15 protein-coding genes are annotated in these 20,120 nt (G+C 74.5%); 5 read left to right on the forward strand and 10 right to left on the reverse strand.

Annotated features, from left to right (window positions below; translation table 11 throughout):
• Window positions 1-4: 4 nt before the first annotated feature.
• Together QSK22_RS21980 and QSK22_RS21985 are read left to right on the forward strand one after the other, a co-directional pair.
• The gene (locus QSK22_RS21980; RefSeq protein ID WP_285496174.1) at window positions 5-445 is read left to right on the forward strand and encodes a hypothetical protein; all 441 of its coding nucleotides are present in this window, start codon (window positions 5-7) and stop codon (window positions 443-445) included.
• Entirely contained in the window at window positions 442-2,988 is a 2,547-nt protein-coding gene (locus tag QSK22_RS21985; RefSeq protein ID WP_285496175.1) for a CHAT domain-containing protein, read from the forward strand. Before QSK22_RS21980 ends, QSK22_RS21985 begins: the two co-directional genes overlap by 4 nt.
• Window positions 2,989-3,001: 13 nt before the next feature.
• On the opposite strand, the gene QSK22_RS21990 is transcribed toward QSK22_RS21985, so the two are convergent.
• The 4 genes from QSK22_RS21990 to QSK22_RS22005 form a co-directional block, all read right to left on the reverse strand.
• Window positions 3,002-3,829 carry a sulfurtransferase gene (locus QSK22_RS21990; RefSeq protein WP_285496176.1) on the reverse strand — a complete coding sequence of 276 codons (828 nt, stop codon included), beginning with the start codon at window positions 3,827-3,829 and terminating at the stop codon, window positions 3,002-3,004.
• Window positions 3,830-3,882: 53 nt separating this feature from the next.
• Window positions 3,883-5,010 (reverse strand): alkaline phosphatase family protein, encoded by a 1,128-nt coding sequence (locus tag QSK22_RS21995; protein ID WP_285496177.1) that lies wholly within the window; start codon window positions 5,008-5,010, stop codon window positions 3,883-3,885.
• A gap of 28 nt (window positions 5,011-5,038) precedes the next feature.
• Complete coding sequence (locus QSK22_RS22000) at window positions 5,039-5,620, reverse strand: DUF5998 family protein (RefSeq protein ID WP_285496178.1); 582 nt, start codon at window positions 5,618-5,620, stop codon at window positions 5,039-5,041.
• A gap of 446 nt (window positions 5,621-6,066) precedes the next feature.
• Window positions 6,067-8,547 (reverse strand): bifunctional acetate--CoA ligase family protein/GNAT family N-acetyltransferase, encoded by a 2,481-nt coding sequence (locus QSK22_RS22005; protein ID WP_285496179.1) that lies wholly within the window; start codon window positions 8,545-8,547, stop codon window positions 6,067-6,069.
• A 168-nt stretch (window positions 8,548-8,715) separates the two neighbouring features.
• On the opposite strand from QSK22_RS22005, the gene QSK22_RS22010 reads away from it, so the two are divergent.
• Window positions 8,716-9,639: a carbohydrate kinase family protein gene (locus QSK22_RS22010; RefSeq protein ID WP_285496180.1), complete on the forward strand. Its 924-nt coding sequence runs from the start codon at window positions 8,716-8,718 to the stop codon at window positions 9,637-9,639.
• A gap of 510 nt (window positions 9,640-10,149) precedes the next feature.
• Here the strand turns inward: QSK22_RS22010 and QSK22_RS22015 are convergent.
• Entirely contained in the window at window positions 10,150-11,202 is a 1,053-nt protein-coding gene (locus tag QSK22_RS22015; protein ID WP_285496181.1) for a LysR family transcriptional regulator, read from the reverse strand.
• 468 nt (window positions 11,203-11,670) lie between these two features.
• Window positions 11,671-13,788: a RecQ family ATP-dependent DNA helicase gene (locus tag QSK22_RS22020; RefSeq protein ID WP_285496182.1), complete on the reverse strand. Its 2,118-nt coding sequence runs from the start codon at window positions 13,786-13,788 to the stop codon at window positions 11,671-11,673.
• A gap of 146 nt (window positions 13,789-13,934) precedes the next feature.
• Here QSK22_RS22020 and QSK22_RS22025 point away from each other — a divergent pair, with 146 nt between their 5' ends.
• Window positions 13,935-15,311: a threonine/serine exporter family protein gene (locus QSK22_RS22025; protein ID WP_285496183.1), complete on the forward strand. Its 1,377-nt coding sequence runs from the start codon at window positions 13,935-13,937 to the stop codon at window positions 15,309-15,311.
• A 186-nt stretch (window positions 15,312-15,497) separates the two neighbouring features.
• On the forward strand, window positions 15,498-15,656 hold the full coding sequence (locus tag QSK22_RS22030; RefSeq protein ID WP_502872350.1) for a DUF6745 domain-containing protein: 159 nt from the start codon (window positions 15,498-15,500) through the stop codon (window positions 15,654-15,656).
• 165 nt (window positions 15,657-15,821) lie between these two features.
• Here QSK22_RS22030 and QSK22_RS22035 read toward each other — a convergent pair whose 3' ends face one another.
• The 4 genes from QSK22_RS22035 to QSK22_RS22050 form a co-directional block, all read right to left on the reverse strand.
• Complete coding sequence (locus QSK22_RS22035) at window positions 15,822-16,724, reverse strand: helix-turn-helix domain-containing protein (protein ID WP_285496185.1); 903 nt, start codon at window positions 16,722-16,724, stop codon at window positions 15,822-15,824.
• 542 nt (window positions 16,725-17,266) lie between these two features.
• Window positions 17,267-18,049 (reverse strand): MetQ/NlpA family ABC transporter substrate-binding protein, encoded by a 783-nt coding sequence (locus QSK22_RS22040; RefSeq protein WP_285496186.1) that lies wholly within the window; start codon window positions 18,047-18,049, stop codon window positions 17,267-17,269.
• 139 nt (window positions 18,050-18,188) lie between these two features.
• The gene (locus QSK22_RS22045; protein WP_285496187.1) at window positions 18,189-18,845 is read right to left on the reverse strand and encodes a methionine ABC transporter permease; all 657 of its coding nucleotides are present in this window, start codon (window positions 18,843-18,845) and stop codon (window positions 18,189-18,191) included.
• Window positions 18,842-19,903 (reverse strand): methionine ABC transporter ATP-binding protein, encoded by a 1,062-nt coding sequence (locus tag QSK22_RS22050; RefSeq protein ID WP_285496188.1) that lies wholly within the window; start codon window positions 19,901-19,903, stop codon window positions 18,842-18,844. The genes QSK22_RS22045 and QSK22_RS22050 overlap by 4 nt, the downstream gene beginning before the upstream one ends.
• Window positions 19,904-20,120 lie beyond the last annotated feature (217 nt).

A 20,120-nucleotide genomic window follows, 5' to 3' on the forward strand; every position in this document is an offset into this window, starting at 1 on the left:
CGTCATGAACGAGCAGGAGATCCTGGCGGAGATACGGGCCGCCTTCGACGCCATCGACCCGCCCCCTCCGCACGTTCTACAGGGGGCGCAGGCCGCGTTCCGGTGGCGCGACCCCGGCGCGCTCCTCGTGGAGCTCGCCGGCGACGCGGCGGTCGGGCCGCCTGGTCTGCGCCAGGGCGGCGGCCCGCGGCTGCTCAGCTTCACCGGCCACGACGTGGGCGTGGAGATCGAGGTGGTGGAGGAGCCGGAGGGGCGCCGCCTCGTCGGCCGCCTCCTCCCCCCGGCCACCGCCGCCGTGGTGCTGCGGCACGCACACGGGCAGCTGCGCTCCGGTACCGACATGGCGGGGCAGTTCGTGGTGGACGGCGTGCCCGGGGGCCCGGTCAGCCTGCTGTTCCGCCTGCCCGACGGCGTGTGCATCGTCACCAGCTGGGTGCTCCTGTGAACGACCTGCTGAAGCTGGCGGCGTCGGAGCCCGCGCGCGCCTACGTGACGGCGCTGGCGGCCGTGCAGACGCACGACGACGCGGCGGCCCGTGTCACGGCGTTACGGGCCGCCGCGGTCGCCGCCAAGGAGCTGGGGCGGCTGGGCGAGGGCATCGAGCTGCTCACCACCGCGCTGCACACGGCGGTGGGCCTGCCCTACCAGGAGGCGCAGGTGCGGATGACGCTGGTGGGCCTTTTGGCCGCGCGCGGGGACCTGGCGGGCGCCCTGGACGCCGCCGAACGCGCCGCGCCGCTGCTGGAGGGCACCGACGCCGAACGCCTCACCGCCAACCGGGCCTGCGCGCTGGCCAGGGCGGGGCGGCTCGAAGAGGCGCTCGGCGCCATCCCCCTGCTGCGGTCGGGCAGGGACCCCGCCGCGCTGGCCGGGCTGCTGACGAACCTGGGGCTGGCCCGTGCGCTCAGGGGCGAGTTGGAGGCCGCGCAGGCCGTGCTGTCCGAGGCGGTGGACGTCGCGTCGCAGACGGGGCTGCGGCACCAGGCGGCCACGGCACGGGTCAACCTGGCGTTCGTCATGTCACGCCGCGGCGACGTGCCGCAGGCCTTGCACCTGTACGGGGCCGCCGAGGCCGACCTGACGGGCGAGCGCCTGGCGCAGGCGCGGCTCGACCGGGCCGAGACGCTGATCGCCGCGGGGTTGCCCGGTGAGGCCCGCCCGCTGCTGGACAGGACCCTGGCCGACGTGGCGCGGCGCGGGTACGCCTGCGACGCCGCGGACGGCCTGCTGCTGCTTGCACACGCCGAGCTGGCCGACGGGGAGCCGGAGCGGGCCGCCGCCACCGCCGAACGGGCCCGCGCCGCGTTCGCCGCGCAGGAGCGCCCCGGGTGGGCGCTGCCCGCCGAGCACCTGCTGGTGCGGGCGCGCTGGGCCGGCGGCGACCGGTCCGCGGTGTTCCTGCGCACCGCGGACGCCGCCGCCGACCGCCTCGCGCGGGGAGGCTGGGACGAGGCCGCCGCCGAGGCGTGGATCATCTCGGCGCGGCTGCGCATGGAGCTGGGGCGTCCGCCGCGCCCCCTGCCCGCGAGGATCGAGTGCGCCCGCACGCGGGGCCCGGCGGCGCTGCGCGTGGCGGCCTGGCACGCCACCGCGCTGGACCGCTGGGCGCGCGGGGACCGCCGCGGCACGGCCGCGGCCGTGTGGGCGGGGCTGCGGGTGGTGGCCGAGTACGCCGAGACCATGAGCGCCCTGGATCTGCGCGCGCACGTCGCCGGGCTCGGTGACGAGCTGGCCGCGTTCGGGCTGCGCCTGGCGGGTTCGGCGCGCGAGCTGCTGCTGGCCGAGGAGCGGCGCCGCGCGGTGGCCCGGCGTCCCGTCGCGGTGCGTCCGCCGCGCGACCCGGCCCGCGCCGCCGCGTTGGCGGAGCTGCGCGCCGCGAGCGCCGCCCACGCCGCCGCCACGGCGGACGGCTCCCTCACCGCGGACGAGCTCGCCGCGTCGGCCGAACGGCTCTCCCGGTTGGAGCGGGCCGTGCAGTGCATGGCCCGCGCCGAGGGCCGGTCGGCGCGGACGCCGTGCTGGGATCCGGCGGAGGTGCCGCGGGCGTTGGCTCGGCTCCCCGACGCCCTCGGCGACCGCGCGCTGCTGGAGCTGGTGCGGATCGACGACGAGCTGCACGCCGTGACCGTCACCGGGGGGCGCAGCCGCCGCCGGCGGCTCGGCCCCTACGAAAGCGTCGAGCGCGACGTGCACATGGTGCGGTTCGCCCTGCGGCGCCTGGTGATGGCGGACGGCTGGGACGAACCGGCCGAGGCGGGGCTGGCGCAGGCGGCGCGGCGCATCCAGTCCGCGGTGCTGGAACCGCTGGAACACGCCCTGGGGCAACGCGAGCTGGTCATCGCGCCCACGGCGGTACTGCACGGGCTCCCCTGGGCGGTGCTGCCGATGCTCGCGGAGCGGCCGTTCACGGTGGTGCCGTCCGCCGCCGCCTGGCTGCGCGCGCACGGGTCGTCGGGGGCCCGTGCGCGTCGTGTCGTACTGGTGGCGGGCCCCAGGCTGGAGCACGCCGCGGCGGAGGTGCTGGCGCTGGCCAGGCTCTACCCCGGCGCGACCGTCATGACGGGGTCGGCGGCACGCGTGGACGACGTCCGCCGGGCGCTGGACGGGGCCGACCTGACGCACCTGGCCGCGCACGGGTACTTCCGGCGGGGCAACGCCCTGCTGTCGCACCTGGAGCTGTCCGACGGCCCCCTGATGGGCTACGACCTGCAGGAGCTGGACCGTCCCCCGGCCACGATCGTCCTGTCGGGGTGCGACACGGGCCGGTCGGACGCCGGGGACGCGGTGACCGGCCTGGCCGGGGTGCTGCTGGGCGCGGGCACCGCCACCGTGATCGCCAGTGTCGCCCCCGTGGGGGACCGCGCCGCCCGCGACGCCATGATCGACTTCCATGGGCGGCTGCACCGGGGCCGGCCGCCCGCCTCCGCGCTCGCGGCGGTGCCCCGCACGCCCGGCACCGCGGGGTTCCAGTGCTTCGGCGCGGGCTGACCGCCGTGCCGGCTCAGCTGTCGCCGGTCGCCACCGGGTTGCCGGGGTCGGCGGTCCAGTTGGACCAGGAGCCGACGTACAGGGCGGCGGGGACGCCCGCCAGGTGCAGCGCGAGAACCTCGTGGGCGGCGGTCACCCCGGAGCCGCAGTAGACGCCGACGTCCACGGCGTCGGTCGCGCCGAGTTCGCCGAAGCGGTCGCGCAGCACGCCGGGCGGCAGGAACCGTCCGTCCACCCCCACGTTGCCCACGGTGGGGGCGCTGACCGCGCCGGGGATATGCCCGGCGACGGGGTCGATCGGCTCGTTCTCGCCCCGGTAGCGCTCGGCGGAGCGGGCGTCGAGCAGCACCCCTGCCTTGGCCAGTTCGGCGGCGCCGGCGGCGTCCAGCATGGGCATCCCGCCGGGCCGGGCGGTGAAGTCGCCGGGGGCGACGTCGGGCGCCTCGGTGGTCACCGGCCGGCCCGCGTTCACCCAGGCGTGGTAGCCGCCGTCGAGGACGCGCACGCGGGTGTGGCCGAAGTAGCGCAGCGTCCACCACGCCCGTGCCGCGACGGTGGAGTCGGCGTCGTCGTAGACCACGACGGCGCGGCTCGCGGACACCCCGGCGCGCCGCATCGCCTCCTCGAAGGCGTCCGGTGACGGCAGCGGGTGGCGGCCCTGCGGCCCCGGCGGCGCGGCCAGGTCGCGGTCCAGGTCGACGAAGACCGCGCCGGGCAGGTGGCCGGCGTCGTAGGCGGCGCGGCCGGGCGGGCCGCCCAGGCGCCAGCGGACGTCGAGCAGGGTCGGTGGGTCGTGGCGCAGGAGCCGGGCCAGGTCGGCGACGTCGATGAGAGGCTGCACATCGTCAGTCTGACCGCGGTCGCCGTGATTTGACAGTGGGGTGTCCACGTTCCTCATTCCCGGTGAACGGCCAGCAGCGGCACGAGCTGCTCGGCGGGCGTCAGCGAGCCGTGCATGCCGACCAGGCTCGACATCAGCGGCTCGGTCTCGCCCGCGACGATCGCCAGTTCGCCGTTCGGGACCGCGACGACGTCGCCGACGCGCGGCAGCACCTGCGGGGCCACCGGCCCGAACCAGCCCGCTTCCACCGCCTCCTCGCGGGTGACCACCCACGCCCTGCCGGCCAGTGTCTCCCGCCAGGCCGCCAGCACGTCGCCGGCGGCGCCCGGCAGCGCGTACACGTGCCGCGCGCGCGGCTCGCCGCCCAGCTCGGCCACCCCTTCTCGCAGGGCCGGCACCCGGTCGGCGTCGACGCGCTCGGTCGGGTTGACCATGCCGTGGTCGGCGGTGATGTACATGGACGTGCCGGGCGGCAGCACGGCGGCCAGGCGTTCGGCGAGCAGGTCGGTGAAGCGCAGCTGCTGCCGCCAGTGCGGGGAGCCCGCGCCGAAGCGGTGGCCGGTGGAGTCCAGGTCGGAGTGGTAGACGGTCACGTACGCCCGGTCGGCCCCGGCGAGGACCCGCCCCGCCTCGGCGACGAGCTGGCCGAGCGTGTCGCCGGGCACGTAGTCGGCGCCCCGGGCCGTGGCCAGGCTCAGCCCGCTGCCGCGGTAGGCGCCGGACGCGACGTAGCCCGCGGACACGCCCGCCGCCGCGGCCCTCTCGTAGACGGTCGGGCGGGGCTGCACGACGGCCGGGTCGGCGTCCTCGGCGCGCCACCTGAGGCACCGCAGCAGCCCGTCCACGCCCGGAACGGCGAACTGGAGGCCGATCAGCCCGTGCTCCCCCGGCGGCAGCCCGGTGCCCAGCGACGCCAGACTGGTGGCGGTGGTGGCGGGGAACCCTGCGCTCAGGACGCGTCCCCCGACGGCCAGCGACGCCAGGTACGGCGCGTCCGCCTCGTGCGTGCGCAGCAGCTCCCAGCCGAGGCCGTCGATCAGCAGGACGCAGACGCGCGGCCGCTCCGGGAGGTCCAGCACGTTGGCGGCGCCGGGGACGCCCAGCGCGGCCAGCACGGACGCGGTCAGGTCGGCCAGCGTCCCCGCGCCGTAGCGCGGCGCCGTCGGCCGCCCGGCCGTCACCGCGCGCTCCCGCGCATCCGGGTCGCGGTCATCGGGCGGTGGCCTCCGACAGCGCCTCGGCGAAGGCCAGCACCTGCGTCACCGCGTCGGCGCCGTCGGCGGCCTCGCTGACCCGCAGCGACAGGTCGTCGGCGGTGACGCTGCCGGTGTAGCCGTGGTCGGCCTCGCAGTTCTCGTCGCCGCAGGTCGCCGGTTCCAGGTCGATGTGCGAGATCGCGCCCCAGCCGATCGTCAGCACGACCTCCGACGGCGGCACGCCGGGCACGTAGGAGGCCGGGTCGGGCACCACGCGCGTCACCGCGACGGACTGGACCCGGTCGAGCCGGACGGCCTCGGTGGTGGTGGAGGCGTGCGGCCGCGGATTCCCCTCGCCGGGCGGGTGCTCGTCGGTGTGGCAGACCAGCAGGCGGGTCGGCGACAGCACCAGCACGGTCACGTGCCGCCGCATCTCCATGGCGGGATCGAAGGTCGCCTCGTGGTGCACCACGAAGGCGTCCACCTGCTCAGCGCCGATGGCCGACTCGACCGCGTCCGCCACAAGTGCGGGGTAGTAGCCGCTGCGCTCGATGGCCGCGCGCAGCCCATGCGCCGTCGCTCGGGTGTCCCTCATGCCCCCATCCTGCCCTGTCGGGCCGAACCTCGCACGCCGCGCGGGTGAACACCGGTTGCCACGGTCCCCTCCCGCCGCACGCCCCGCGCGCCGGGCCGTCGCGCCCCGGCCCCCGCCGCCGGCCGATCTCCCGGCGGGACGGCGCCCGCCAGGACCGGAGCCGTCGCCGGGGTCATCGGGTGCGGCCGGGGTAGGGGTGGGGCATGAGCATGACCGACCCGGTGCCGGGCCCGCCGCCGGTGCCGCCGCCCCAGCCGCCCGTACCGCCCCCGGAACCGCCGCCCAAACCGCCGGAGCCGCCCCGGCCGCCGCAGCCCGTCCCGGAACCCGAACCTGAACCGATCCCGCCCATACCGGAACCTGAGCCGGTCCCGCCCGAACCCGGCCCGCCGCCCTACCCGGAGTAAGCCGCCCCCGGCCGCACCCCGGTCCCCCCGAGGGGGCGCCTAGCGGAGGCGGCGCGGCCCCAGTTCGGGGCGCGGGCCCACGGGGCGCTGCAGGCGCAGCGACGCTCGCCGCACCGACACCCCGGAGGCGTCCACGAGGACCGGGTCGAGTTCCAGGCGCGCCACCTCGGGAAGGTCGTCGGCCAGGCGCGCCACGCGCAAAAGCAGCTCCTCCAGCGCCCCCACGTCCACCGGGTCGGCGCCGCGGTGGCCCAGCAGCAGCGGAGCGGTGCGGATCGCCCGCACCATCTCGGCGGCGTCCACGTCCGACAGGGGCGCCAGGCGGTAGGCCCGGTCGTCCAGCAGCGCGGCGGTCTCGTCGGCCAGGCCGAACGATACGATCGCGCCGAACGAGGGGTCCTCCCTGGTGGAGATGCACGTCCGCACGCCGCCGCGATCTTCCGACGCGACCGGCTCCCCCACCGTGACGCCGTAGCAGCGCAGCAGTTCGGCGGCCCGCTCGGGGGAGGACTCCTCCGGGGCGTCGCCGGAGTCCAGCCACTCCTCCACGAGCCTGCGTGCGCCCTTGCGGTCGACGTCGGGCAGGTCGGGGACGCGCCCGGGCGGCCGCCGCCGCCACTGTGCGTACCGGACCACGTAGGCCAGGGCGCGCACCGCGTCCTCCGGCGCCGGGTAGGACGGGATGGAACCCGCGGCCGCCGTCCCGTCGGGCCCGGCGACGCGCAGCTCCTCGGGCATGCCCTTCATGCCCAGGTACGTGGCGACGATCGGCTTGGGGCTGTCGGCCGCCAGCTTGAGGATGCGTTCGGGCACGTGCACGTCGTAGCCGCCGATGGTGGGCGGGGTGAACAGCGCCACCACCGCGTCGACCTCGTCGTCGTCGAGCGCGCCGGCCAGCGCCGCCTCGTACTGGGCGGCGCCCGCCCGCGGCCCCAGGTCGACGGGGGGACGCACCTCCAGGCCGAGGGCCATGGCCGCGTCCTGGGCCAGCAGCCGCAGCGAGTCGGAGTTGTCGATGATCGCGATGCGGTTCCCGCGGGGCAGCGGCTGGTAGGCCAGCAGCTGCGCCACGTCGAACAGCTCCGACAGGTCCTCGACCCGGATCACCCCGGCCTGCGCGAACAGCGCGCTGACCGCGTGGTCGGGCAGGCTGAGCGCCTGCGCCGCGTGGCCCAGCGGCACCCCCTGCGTGCTGCGTCCGCTCTTGACCGCCACGATGGGCTTGCGGCGGCCGAGCCGGCGCGCCAGCCGGGCGAACTTGCGCGGGTTGCCCAGCGACTCCAGGTACAGCAGGACGGCCTTGGTGGCCGGGTCCTCCTCCCAGTACTGCATGAGGTCGTTGCCGGACACGTCCGCCCGGTTGCCCGCCGACACGAACGTGGACAGGCCGAGGCCGCGTTCGGCCGTCCGCTGCAGGATCGCGATGCCGAGGGCGCCCGACTGCGAGAAGAACCCCACGGGGCCGCGCCCCGGCATGGTGGGGGCCAGGGTCGCGTTCAGCCGCACGTCCGGGTCGGTGTTGGCGATGCCCAGGCAGTTGGGGCCGACCACGCGCATCCCGTAGGCGCGGGCCAGGCGCACCAGCTCCTCCTGGCGTTTCCGGCCCTCCGGGCCCGTCTCGCCGAACCCGGACGACACCACCACCAGGCCGTGCACGCCCTTGCCCGCGCACTGCTGGACGACCTCGTGCACGGCGTCGGCGCGCACGGCCACCACCGCCAGGTCCACCTCGTCGGGGATGTCGAGCACCGACGCGTACGCCCGCACCCCCGCCACCGCCGTCGCGGTCGGGTGCACGGGGTAGACGGGGCCGCTGAAGTCCCCGTACAGCAGGTTGCGCAGCACCGTGTGGCCGACGCTGTGCTCGGTGCGGCTCGCGCCGATCACCGCCACCGACCGGGGGAACAGCAGCCGCTGGATCGACCGCGACTCGGCCCGGTGCTCGCGCGCCGCCATGACCTCCACGGACGTCTCGGTGGGCTCCAGATCGAGCACCAGCTCGATCACGCCCTCCTCGAACCGCTGCTCGGCCCGGTATCCGGCCTCGCGGAACACCCTGGTCATCCGCCGGTTCTCGGGCAGCACGCTGGCCACGAACCGGCGCACGCCCCGCTCCCGCGCGGCCGCCGCGATGTGCTCCAGCAGCACCGCGCCCAGGCCCCGCCCCTGGTGGGCGTCCTCGACCAGGAACGCCACCTCCGCGGTGGTGCCCGGCTTGTCGCCGTCGGCCAACCGGTCGTAGCGGACCACCGCCACCATCTCGGTGCCGATCGTGGCGATCAGCGCGACCCGGCGGTCGTGGTCGACGGTGGTGAAGTGCGCGACCTCGCGGTCCGACAGCGTCGGCCGGGGCGAGAAGAACCGGTAGTAGATCGACTCGGGCGACAGCCGGGCGTAGAACGCGCGCAGCAGCGGGCCGTCCTCGGGCCGGATCGGACGCAGGTGCGCGGTTCCGCCGTCGGTCAGGACGACGTCCGCCTCCCAGTGGTCCGGATAACCCCCGGCATGCCGTTCGGTCACGTACCAGAGGGTAAGGCACGGTTGTCGGGGCGGCGGCGGCCGGTGAAAACGCGGTGTTCCCGGTTTCGCTGCGCGTTCGAGACCTAATCGGGGGTCAAGAACTGTTACGGTCGAGCACACGCCCTGTATGCCGCTCGCGCGGGCCGTGTTGATCGAGGTGATGACTCCATGACGCGCGTGGTCGTGGTCGGCGATCTGATGACAGACACCGTGGCACGTGCCGCCTACCCCTTGGCCAAGGGCAGCGACACGCCCGCCGCGGTGACGACGCACGGAGGCGGCTCGGGCGCCAACGTCGCCTCCTGGCTGGCCCTTGAGGGCGTCGAGGTGGCGTTCGTGGGCCGTCGCGGCTCCGACATCGCGGGCCGGAACCGGGACATGGAGCTGATGGGGTACGGCGTCGACGCCCGCCTGGTCATGGACTCCGAGCGTCCCACCGGCACCTGCGTGGTGCTCGTCACCCACAAGGGCGACCGCACCATGCTGTCGGACCCGGGCGCCAACGCGGCGCTGCTGCCCGAGGACGTCGAACGGTGCCGGGACCTGTTCACCCAGGGCGCCCACCTGCACCTGTCCGGCTACTCCCTGATCAACGAGGGCTCCCGCAAGGCCGCCACACGCGCCCTCGAACTGGCCGCCCAGGCGCAGATGTCGATCTCGGTGGACGCCGGCTCGTCCTCCCCGCTCAAGCGCATGGGCGCCGAGCCGTTCCTGGAGTGGACGCAGGGTGCCCGCCTGCTCGTGGTGGACGAACGCGAGGCCGAGGTGCTGACCGGCCGGGACAAGCCCGCCGCGGCCGCCAAGGTGCTCACCGCCTGGTACCCCCAGGTCGTGATCAAGCTGGGCGCCGAGGGCGCCCTGTGGTACACCAACGGCCGCCCCGAACCGGTCACCGTCGCCGCCGAACCCATCGACAAGATCGTCGACGGCACCGGTGCGGGCGACGCGTTCATCGCCGGCTTCCTCCCCGCCTGGCTGGACGGCAAGCCCCCGGCCGAGGCCCTGTCCGCCGGCTGCCGCCTGGCCGCCCAGGCCCTCCAGCACCTGGGCGCCCGCCCGACGCTCGACGTGGTGGACAACCAGATCAAGTAACCCGCCGTTGGGCGTGCGGCCCCCGGCCGAGCCGACAGCCCGTCACTGCGCCACTCCGGGCCACTCCGGCCGGGGGCCGCCCCCGACGCCGGCGGAGCCACAAGGCGGCCGCCGAAACCGCCCAGGCCCGCTCCCCACCCCAACACCGTCCCGCCACACCACCCGGCTGCCGGTGCGGCGATCACCAAGAGCGACCAGGCGGCACAACCGACATTCCGACAGCTGCGAGCAACCGGGCGACAAACGACCCACCGGGACCAACCGCGCGCCGGCACGACAGCACCGCGAACGACCGTGCGGCCATGGACGATCGGACGGTCAACAGGCCCGGGGAGAGCAGCCGAGCGTGCCGGCAACACCGCCACGGACAACCCGGCGGCCACGAACAGCCAGGCAGTCGGGCGCGGCACCCGCACGAGCGGCCGGGCGGCGCGGACGGCCGGATGATCATGAGGCTCGGGGGGAGCGGCCGGGTGCGCTGGGGCGGCGGCGCCGTGGTTCGGCGGGGCGTCAGGGGGTGCGGTGGGTGCGGCCGTCCTCTTGGACGGCCGTCCAAAGGCGGTTGAGCGGGTGTTCGTTCGCGTACCGCATGAGATCGGCCCGGTGGACGAACGCGCCCGTCATGATCTCCACCCGGGGCTCCCGGTCGTCGCGCAGGTCGAGGGAGCGCAGCGGGACGCCGCCGGCATCGCTGTCGGAGGCCATCCGGCGGCCGATGGACGGCGTGACGATCATGCAGCCGCGGACGAAGCCGGAGCGCAGCAGCGACAGCCCGTAGTGGACGTCGTCGATGTCGGCCACCACGTCGAGCCGGTCGCGGAAGCCGGGCCCGTACCAGCTGCTCAGATAGTCGGCGACCAGCCCGGCCGGGGGCACCACGAGCGGCAGCCCGGCCAGTGCGGTGGTGCCGACCGCGTCGCCGGGCAGTTCGCTCTCGGTGAGGTTGGTCAACAGCATGGGACGGCCGCGGGCGAACTCGACCACCTCGTAGTCGGCGAGGCGGCGGTCGTCCCCCGACCTGCTGACGATGCTGCCGCACATGAGGTCGACCTGCCGCGACTCCAGGCGGCTCCACAGGTCCCGGGTGCGCACGTGGACGACCTTGAACTCCACCTCCTGGCGGCGGAACTGCTCGGCGACCCGGTCCCAGGCCCGGGAGATGATCGGAAGGGTGAACTCGGTGGTGCCGACGGTCAGCATCCGGCCCAGGCGCCGCCGGCTGCGCTGGATGGACTCCTGCCACTGCGTCAGGGTGCTGCGGGCCAGCCGGACCGCGGCCTCCCCCGTCTCGGTGAACAGGAAGTCCTTGCCGCGCCCCTGCCGGATGGTCAGCACCTCGCCGCACAGCGCCTGGCAGTTCCGGTTGAGCGTGTTGAGCTGTTTCTGGACGCTGGACTGCTCGCGGCCCAGGGCCCGTGCGGCGCGCAGGGCCGAGCCGGTCTCGTACACCGCCAGCAGCGTCCGGAGCTGATCGAACGTGGTGTCCAGCAGGGCGGGCGGGCAGTCCAGCAACTCGTCAAGGGCCCGCTGGGCGGTCGCGTGCGCATGGGTCGAGGCAGCCACGGACACGGACGTTACTAGCTTTCCACCCCGGTTCGCTGGAAATGGCCGCCGGTGGAGTTCAACGGGAAATGTCATTATTGCCCGTCGAACTGATCATGAAGTGTCCTCGGATTCCATTCGGACGTTTTACGATCATGAAAATCCCCCGCTCCGGTTCCCGAGCGGTCCCACCTCCCGGACCTGCGGCAATGCCGCCGCCCTCCGGTCGGTGCGGCCCTGATCTTCGGCGCTGCGGGCCGATGCGGGCGCGACGGTGCCCGGTGTTCGCGAGGGTTCCGGCGATGCGGCGTTCCGCGGCTCGCCGTCGAGAACACCCTCCGGCATCCTGCGGAGAACGGACCGGCGCATTTCCGTCCGCCGATAAGCGGCACGGCGGGCCCGGTGCGGCCGCCGCATGCCACCGGACGCCGCGGCCCTCCCTCCGGCGGGGGCCGTCCTGGGCGGCGCTGCGCACTCTGCGGCCGGGGTTCATGACGTGACGGCCAGGGTGAGGGGGAGGACGCCGGGGGCGCCGGCGTTTCGGAGGAGGCGGGCGGCCACGGTGACGGTCCAGCCGGTTTCGATGCGGTCGTCGACGAGGAGGATGGGGCCGTCGGTTCCCCGGACGGCCGCGGCCGTGTCGTCGGGCAGGGCGAGGGCTTGCCACACCGAGCGCAGCCGCTGGGCGCTGTTGTGGCGGCGAGGCACCGGGTCGCCCACCGGCGTGATCTCGCCCAGGTAAGGCAGGCGGCCGGTCCGGGCGATCTGTTCGGCGAGGTCGCGGATCAGGCGGGGGCGGGTGCGGGATCCGATCGAGACGACGGCGGCGGGGCGTTGCGGCCAGTCCCAGGCGGCCAGCACCTCGACCACGGCGTCGAACACCTCGGCGGGGACGTCGGTGTCGGGTGCGCCGTCGGCCAGCAGCTCGCGCAGGCGGTTGCCCCAGCCGATGTCGGTGAGCCGGCCCAGCGCGCGGCCCTCCTCGGCGACCTCGCCGGCGGCGATGCGGCCGGAGACGCCGAGGTCGTCCTTGACGCCGGTGGGCCACATCCGGCGGGGCGGCACGGCGACGCCGGGGCGGCGCAGCCGGTCGCGGGCGCGGGCGGCGCCGGCGTCGCTGACGTCGGTGGGCCAGTGGCGGCCGGTGCAGTTGTCGCAGCGGCCGCAGGGGGCGGCGGCGGGGTCGTCCAGCCGACGGCGCAGGAACTCCTCGCGGCACCCGTCGGTGGCGATGTACTCCAGCATGGCGCGCTGCTCGCGGGCGCGTTCGGCGGCGACGCGTTCGTAGCGGGCGCTGTCGTAGGTCCATGGACGGCCCGTGGCCACCCAGCCGCCCTTGACCCGCTGCACGGCCCCGTCCACGTCCAGGACCTTGAGCATCATCTCCAGGCGGCTGCGGCCCAGGTCGACGCGGGGTTCGAGGGCGCCGGTCGACAGCGGGCGCCCGGCCGCGGCGAGCGCGTCGAGGGTGGCGCGCACCACCGGTTCGGGCGGGAACGCCAGACCGGCGAAGTAGGCCCAGATGGCGCGGTCCTCGGCGCCGGGCAGCAGGATCGCCTCGGCGCGGTCGACGCGCCGGCCGGCCCGCCCGATCTGCTGGTAGTAGGCCACCGGGGACTGGGGGGCGCCCAGGTGCACGATGAAGCCGAGATCGGGTTTGTCGAACCCCATGCCGAGCGCGCTGGTGGCCACGATGGCTTTGAGCTTGTTGTCGAGCAGGTCGCGTTCGGCGCGCAGGCGGTCGTCGGGGTCGGTCTTCCCGGAGTAGGCGGCGACCTCGTAACCGCGGTCGCGCAGGAAGCCGGCGACCTCCTGCGCGGCGGCCACGGTCAGCGTGTAGACGATGCCGGAGCCGGGCAGCCGGTCGAGGTGCTCGGCCAGCCAGGCGACGCGCTGCTCGGTGGTCGGCAGCCGGACCACGGCCAGCCGCAGGGACTCGCGCGCCAGCGGCCCGCGCAGCACCAGCGCCTCGCCGTCGGCCGGGTCGATGAGCTGCTCGGCGATGTCCTGGGTGACGCGGGCGTTGGCGGTGGCGGTGGTGGCCAGGACGGGGATCCCGGCGGGCAGGTCGGCGAGGAGGGTGCGCAGGCGGCGGTAGTCGGGGCGGAAGTCGTGCCCCCAGTCGGAGACGCAGTGCGCCTCGTCCACGACGACCAGGCCCGCCTCGGCGGCCAGGCGGGGCATGACCAGGTCGCGGAAGTCGGGGTTGCCGAGCCGTTCGGGGCTGACCAGCAGCACGTCGACCGCGCCCGCGGCGACCTCGGCGAAGATCTGGTCCCAGTCGGCGGTGTTGGCCGAGTTGACGGTGCGGGCGCGGATGCCCGCCCCGGCGGCCGCGTCGATCTGGTTGCGCATCAGCGCCAGCAGGGGCGACACGATCACCGTGGGGCCGGCGCCGCGGTCGCGCAGCAGCCGGGTCGCCACGAAGTAGACCGCGGACTTGCCCCAGCCGGTGCGCTGCACGACGAGGGCCCGCCGCCGCTCGGCCACCAGGGCGCGGATGGCGGTCCACTGGTCGTCGCGCAGCCGGGCGTCATCGCCGGCGAGGGCGCGCAGGCACCGTTCGGCCTCGTCGCGGAGCGTCTCCGCCGTCTCTGCTGTGGTCATAGGTCCTTGCTATCAACGGCCCACGACACCGAGCACCAGAATCTCGTTCTGTGGATAACTCTTCGGGAGCGCGGAGGTATGGGCACGCGCCCGCCATGGGTACCCTGCCGGGACAGATCGGCGACGGCGGGAGGTTTCGGGCAGGCATGGCGGATATCAGGGAGCGGCTGCGGCGCACGTGGAACGCCCTGATGGACGGGACGCCCGCCGAGCCGCCCGAGGACGAGCCGCCCGAGGTCGTCGACGCCCGCGCCATCGACCTGGTGCTGCGCGTGGGCGAGCTGCTGGTGGCCAGCGGCGAGTCCACCGAGCGGGTCAACGAGGCCATGCTGAGCCTGGCCGTGGCCTACGAGCTGCCGCGCGCGGAGGTCCAGGTGACCTTCACGAGCCTGCTGGTGTCGGCGCATCCCGGGGCCGGCGCGCCGCCGGTCACCGGCGCGCGCGCCATCCGGCGGCGCACCCCCGCGTTCTGGCGCCTCACCGCGTTGCACTCCCTGGTCCAGGACGCCTCGATCGGCATGCTGGACCTGGAGGAGGCGCACCGGCGGCTCCGGGAGATCAAGCGGGGCCGCGGCCCCTATCCCCCGTGGCTGATCGTGGTGTCGCTGGGGTTGATCGCCGCATCGGCCAGCGTGCTGGTGGGCGGCGGGCCCCTGGTGGCCGGGACCGCGTTCGTCGCCACGCTGCTGGGGGACCGTGCCGCCGCCGCCCTGGCCCGCCGCGGTGTCGCCGAGTTCTTCCAGCTCGCCGTGGCCGCCGCCATAGGCGCGACGGCCGCGGCCATGGTGGTGGCGTGGGCGGGCAACCCGGCCCGTGCGTCCACCATCGTCACCGGGGCGATCCTGGCGCTGCTGCCGGGTCGTCCCCTGGTGGCCAGCATCCAGGACGGCATCACCGGCGACCTGGTCAGCGCCGGCGCCCGCCTGCTGGAGGTCTTCTTCATCGTCGCGGCGATCGTGTCCGGGCTCGGCGTCGTCGTCTACGCGGCGGTCAAGCTGGACGTGCCGATCGACGTGGCGCACCTGCCGAACTTCCCCGCCCTCCTGCAGCCGGTGTCGGTGCTGGCGGCCGGGGCGGTGTCGCTCACGTTCGCGTTGTCGCTGGCCGCGCCGCGCCAGGTGCTCCCCGCGGCGGCTCTGGGCGGGGCGCTGATCTGGATCCTGTACGTCCTGCTGCTGAAGCTGGACGTGACGTCGGTCCTGGCGTCGGCCGTCTCCGCCGTCATCGTCGGCCTGCTGGGGAGCCTGCTGGCGCGCCGTCACCAGGCGCCCGCGCTGCCCTACATCGTCCCGGTGATCGGCCCCCTGCTCCCGGGGACGCTGCTGTACCGGGGCATGGTCGAGCTCAACACGGGCTCGCCGCAGACGGGCATGCTGAGCCTGATCGGGGCGCTGTCCACGGCGCTGGCGCTCGGCGCCGGGGTCAACCTGGGCAGGGAGCTCGTGCGCGCCTTCCAGCGCGTCGGCCTGGGCGCCTCCGGCAGGTGGGCCCGTCCGGCGGCCCGCCGCACCCGCGGCTACTGAGTCCTCCGGGCCGCTCCCGGCGGACCATCGGGTGACGCCACCGCAGTCCCCTATGCCGCCGCCGGAAAATGTCGGTGGCGCCGGTTACGTTCGCGGCATGTACCGACAGGGAGAGGTCCTGATCTTGCCGGTAGCGGAGGACGCGGTTTCGCAGGAGGTGCGCGACCTGCCGCCCGCGCCGAGCCGGTGGCGATGATCGAGGTGGTGAACCGCACCCCCGAGCCGGACGGGTCGTTCCCCACCTGCCACCTGCGCGTCCCGCCCCATGTCAGGGCGGCCCGCGAAGGCGTCGCCTGGACATTCGGCCTGGACGAGGCCGACTACAGGCCCGAACGGGAGACCTGACCCGCGGCGGGCAGCCGCCCGCCCGGGCCGCCCGGGCTCCGGCGGGGGCCGGCACGGCGGGCCGGGGGCCCGTTGGTGGCACTTCCCCTGCGACCAACGGACCCTGGCCCGCCCACTCGGGCCACGGGGCCCGGGCGTCGACGCGCCGGTGACGCTGCCGAGGCCTCAGTAGGCGGCAAGGGTGCTGGTGAGGATGTGCCGGGTGTGCTCCGGCAGGGAGGCCTCGGTGACCAGGGTGTTGAAGGCGTGCCAGTGGCGTTCGATCTGGGCGGGGCTCGACGGGTAGCACGCCCCTTGGGACCGGTCGAGGTAGACCAGGTCGGGCAGGCTGTGCTGGTGGAAGCGGACCAGGGTGAACGGCTGGTCGCCCAGGTGGCCCGTCGCGGTGTGCGGCGCGACCTGCACGGTGACGTTCGGCCGCTGGGCGACCTCGAGGATGTGCTGGATCTGCGCACGCATCGTCGCCGTGCCGCCGACCGGGCGCCACAGCACCGCCTCGTCCAGCACCACCCACAGGTTGACCGGCCGCGGGCGCATCCGCAGGATCCGCTGGCGGCGCAGGCGCAGCATGACGCGGCGGCGCAGCTCGTCCTCGGCGGCGTCGGGGTGGTGCCGGGCGATGTCCGCGCGGGCGTAATCGGGGGTCTGCAGCAGCACCGGCACGGTGGTGGGCTCGAAGCTGCGGACGAGCCAGGCGGACTGCTCGGCCGACAGGTAGAGGCGCTCCCGGGCGGGCACGAGGTCGCGCTCGTCGTCCCACCAGCCTGGGGCGCGGGACTGCTCGACGAGGGCCAGCGCGGTGGCGTGCTCGGCCTTGTCGTGGAGCCCGTAGAGGGTGAGCAGGGCGACGACGTCGCGCTCCTTGAAGCCGGTGCGGCCGCGTTCCATGCGGCTGAGCTTCGCGGTGGACGCGCCGATGGCCCTGGCCGCCTGTCCGCGGGTCATGCCGCACTCCTCGCGCAGCGCGCGCAGGCGCCTGCCGAGCAGCAGCCGCGGGACGAGCGGACCGCTGGACGCGGACGCGGCGGGCCGGTCGGTGAACGCTTCGGTGCGGGAGGCGGCGATCAAGGCTGCTCCTTGTATGGACGGCCACGGACGAACCAACACCGGCTTCACACGGTAACGCCCGACCTGTGGGAAAGCGTTTCATCCCACCCGATGGCGTTACGCCGCCATCCTGCCCCAACCGGGCACGGGACACCCCGAAACGCGCCTTGACGTGCGGAAATGCCGAATCCGGCCAGTGTCGCCTTATGAAAAGACCGAACAGCCCGTTTGTGTGTCGCCACAAGGACGCGCGTGCCGCCCGGGGTTTGCGGGCCGCCCCGCACATGGTGGATGGTCGACCGCTTCGAGCGGTTGCACCTCCGGCCGCCACAGCGAGCACGGCACGATGCCGGGTGCGACGGGCTCCAGGCCCTCGAAGCAGCAGTGGACCATAGCGGTGCTCGTTGACGGTCGTGGGTTCCCTTTCCGTGGCGGACGGCACCTGTTCCCACCAGCCGCCCCGGACATCCCAACGGCGGGTTCCGGCCCCTATGGCCGACATGCACCGACGGCCCCCGGCGCGGAGGCGACCGGGGGCCGTCGAAGGCGCGTGCGGCGCCGGATCAGGCGGCGGGCAGCACCGAGCCCTTGTAGGTGTCCTCGATGAACTTCTTGACCTCCGGGCCGCGCAGCAGGTCGACGAGCTTCTTGATCTGCGGGTCGTCGGCGTCCTCCGGCCGGGTGACCAGGCCGTTGACGTACGGATTGCCCTCGGCCTTCTCGCTGACCAGCGCGTCCTTGGCCGGGGTGAGCTTGGCCTCCAGCGCATAGTTGCCGTTGATGACCGAGGCGTCCACGTCCGGGAGCTGGCGCGGCAGCGCGGCGGCGTCGGTGGGCTTGAACTTGATGTTCTTGGGGTTGCCGGTGATGTCCTTCTCGGTGGCGTTCTGGCCCGCGCCGGGCTTGAGGGTGATCACGCCGTTGTCGGCCAGCAGCTTCAGCGCGCGCGCCTCGTTGGACGGGTCGCTGGGCACCGCGACGGTGGCGCCCTGCTTCAGGTCCGCCAGCTTGGTGACCTTCTTGGAGTAGACGCCGAGCGGCTCCAGGTGCACCCCGGCGACGAAGGTCAGCTTCTGCCCGGTCTTCTGGTTCGACTCGTCCAGGTACGGCTTGTGCTGGAAGTAGTTGGCGTCGAGCTGGCCGTCGTTGAGCGCGGGGTTCAGCTGCTCGTAGTTGCTGAACTCGCGGATCTCCAGTCTGAGCCCGTTCTTGTCCGCCAGGTTGTCCTTGACGAACTTGAGGATCTCGGCGTGCGGCACCGAGGTGGCGCCGACGGTGAGGGTGTCGTCGGAGCTTGCGTCGCCGCCGCCGCAGCCGGCCAGGCCCAGCAGCAGTCCGGCGGACACGACAACGGTTGTGATCTTGCGCAGCACGAAGAGTGCCTTTCTCGTTCGGTGACAGGGAATCGGTGTCAGGCGCCCGCGGTGTCAGGGAGACGGGGAGCGGGGGTCGTCCGCGGCGCCGTGGCCATTGGCGGGTGAGCGGTCATTTGTGGGTGAGGCGCCGTACGGCCAGGTCGCCCAGCGACTGCACCACCTGCACCAGCGCGATGAGCAGCACCAGGATGGCGAGCATCATCCCGGTCTCGAAGCGCTGGTAGCCGTAGCGGATCGCCAGGTCGCCGAGGCCGCCGCCGCCGATCGCGCCCGCCATCGCCGAATAGCCGATGAGGGCGATGACGGTGACGGTCAGGCCCGCGACCAGCCCGGGGCGGGCCTCGCGCAGCAGCACCTTCCAGATGATCTGGCCGCGGGAGGCGCCCATCGCCTGGGCGGCGGCGACCACCCCCGGGTCCACCTCGCGCAGCGCGGTCTCCACCAGGCGCGCGTAGAAGGGGATGGCCGACAGCGTCAGCGGCACGATCGCCGCCTGGGTGCCGATGGACGTGCCGACCAGCGCCCGGGTGAACGGGATGATCGCCATCATCAGGATCACGAACGGCAGCGACCGGCCGATGTTGACGATCGCGCCGAGCACCTTGTTGACCGCCGGGACGGGCAGCAGCCCGCCGCGCTCGGTCAGCACCAGCAGCACCCCGAGCAGCGTGCCGCCGAGCGCCGTGAACAGCGTCGACCACACGGTCATCTGCAGCGTCTCCAGGGTGCCCTGGCGCAGCAGCGGAACCATCTCGTCCCAGGTCATGAGACCGGCGCCTCCTCGTCGGTCGCGGGGTCGGTCGCGGGGTCGGTCGCGGGCGCGCCCGGCGCGTCGCCGGCGGTTCCGTGGATTTCGACGGCCAGGCCCGCCTCGCGCAGGTGGGCCAGCTGGGCCGCGTTGACGTCGGGTTCGCCGGGCAGTTCGATGCGCAGCCGTCCGATGCGCGTGCCGCCGATCTCCTCCACCGCGCCGCCGAGGATGTTGACGTCGATGGAGTAGGTGCGGGCCAGCGTGGACACGAACGGCCGGTCCGCGCCGTCCCCCTCGAACGTGACGTCCACCACGGTGGTGCCGGCGCGCAGCACCGGATCGGGCAGCGGGAACAGGCCGCGCGCCAGCTCCGAGCCGGGGCGCAGCAGCAGTTCGCGCACCGGGCCGGACTCCACCACCCGCCCGTCGCGCATGATCGCCACGGAGTCGCAGATGCGCTTGACCACGTCCATCTCGTGGGTGATGAGCAGGATGGTCAGGCCGAGCCGCCGGTTGAGGTCGCGCAGCAGCTCCAGGATGGACGCGGTCGTCTCGGGGTCGAGCGCGGAGGTGGCCTCATCCGACAGCAGCACCTTGGGCCGTCCGGCCAGGGCGCGGGCGATGCCGACGCGCTGCTTTTGCCCGCCGGAGATCTGCGCGGGGTAGGCGCGGGCGTGCTCGGTGAGTCCGACAAGCTCCAGCAGCTCGGCCACGCGCTCGGCCCGTTCGGCGCGCGGCACGCCCATCACCTCCAGCGGGAACGCGACGTTGCCCGCCACGGTGCGGCTGGACAGCAGGCCGAAATGCTGGTGGATCATGCCGATGCGCCGGCGGGCCCGGCGCAGCTCGCCGCCGGACAGCGCCGGCAGGTCCTGCCCGTCCACCAGCACGCGCCCCGCGTCGGGCCGTTCCAGCAGGTTGACACAGCGCAGCAGGGTGCTCTTGCCGGCGCCGCTGCGGCCGAGCACGCCGAACACCTCGCCTTCGCGGACGGTCAGGTCGACGCCGTCGACGGCGGTCACCTCGCGCCCGCGGGTGCGGTAGACCTTGCGGAGTTTCTCGATCTGGATCAAGAGGTTTCACCCGTGCGGGTCGACCGCGCGCAAGCAGGCGCGCGGAGCGTGGACGGTGGTCGGGAAGGACGCGTGAGCGGGGAGCCGACGGGGGCTCTAGGCGCGGCCGGGCGGGTACGGCGCGTGGCTCAGCAGGTGGGTCTGGAAGGTCATGTGCGCGGCTCGATGTGGTCCGGGGGTGGGCTCGCTTCGGGGCGCGAGGCTTCGGTCGGGGCCC

It is taken from the genome of Actinomadura sp. NBRC 104425, assembly GCF_030269545.1.
Taxonomy (GTDB): Bacteria; Actinomycetota; Actinomycetes; order Streptosporangiales; family Streptosporangiaceae; genus Spirillospora; species Spirillospora keratinilytica.

What these genes read in the sequence shown, in the direction of transcription:
- QSK22_RS22000 (WP_285496178.1), bottom strand. Translation starts at nt 5,620, where the DNA reads ATGAGGGACACCCGAGCGACGGCGCATGGGCTGCGCGCGGCCATCGAG.
- QSK22_RS22025 (WP_285496183.1), top strand. Translation starts at nt 13,935, where the DNA reads ATGGCGGATATCAGGGAGCGGCTGCGGCGCACGTGGAACGCCCTGATG.
- QSK22_RS22010 (WP_285496180.1), top strand. Translation starts at nt 8,716, where the DNA reads ATGACGCGCGTGGTCGTGGTCGGCGATCTGATGACAGACACCGTGGCA.
- QSK22_RS22020 (WP_285496182.1), bottom strand. Translation starts at nt 13,788, where the DNA reads ATGACCACAGCAGAGACGGCGGAGACGCTCCGCGACGAGGCCGAACGG.
- QSK22_RS22045 (WP_285496187.1), bottom strand. Translation starts at nt 18,845, where the DNA reads ATGACCTGGGACGAGATGGTTCCGCTGCTGCGCCAGGGCACCCTGGAG.
- QSK22_RS21980 (WP_285496174.1), top strand. Translation starts at nt 5, where the DNA reads ATGAACGAGCAGGAGATCCTGGCGGAGATACGGGCCGCCTTCGACGCC.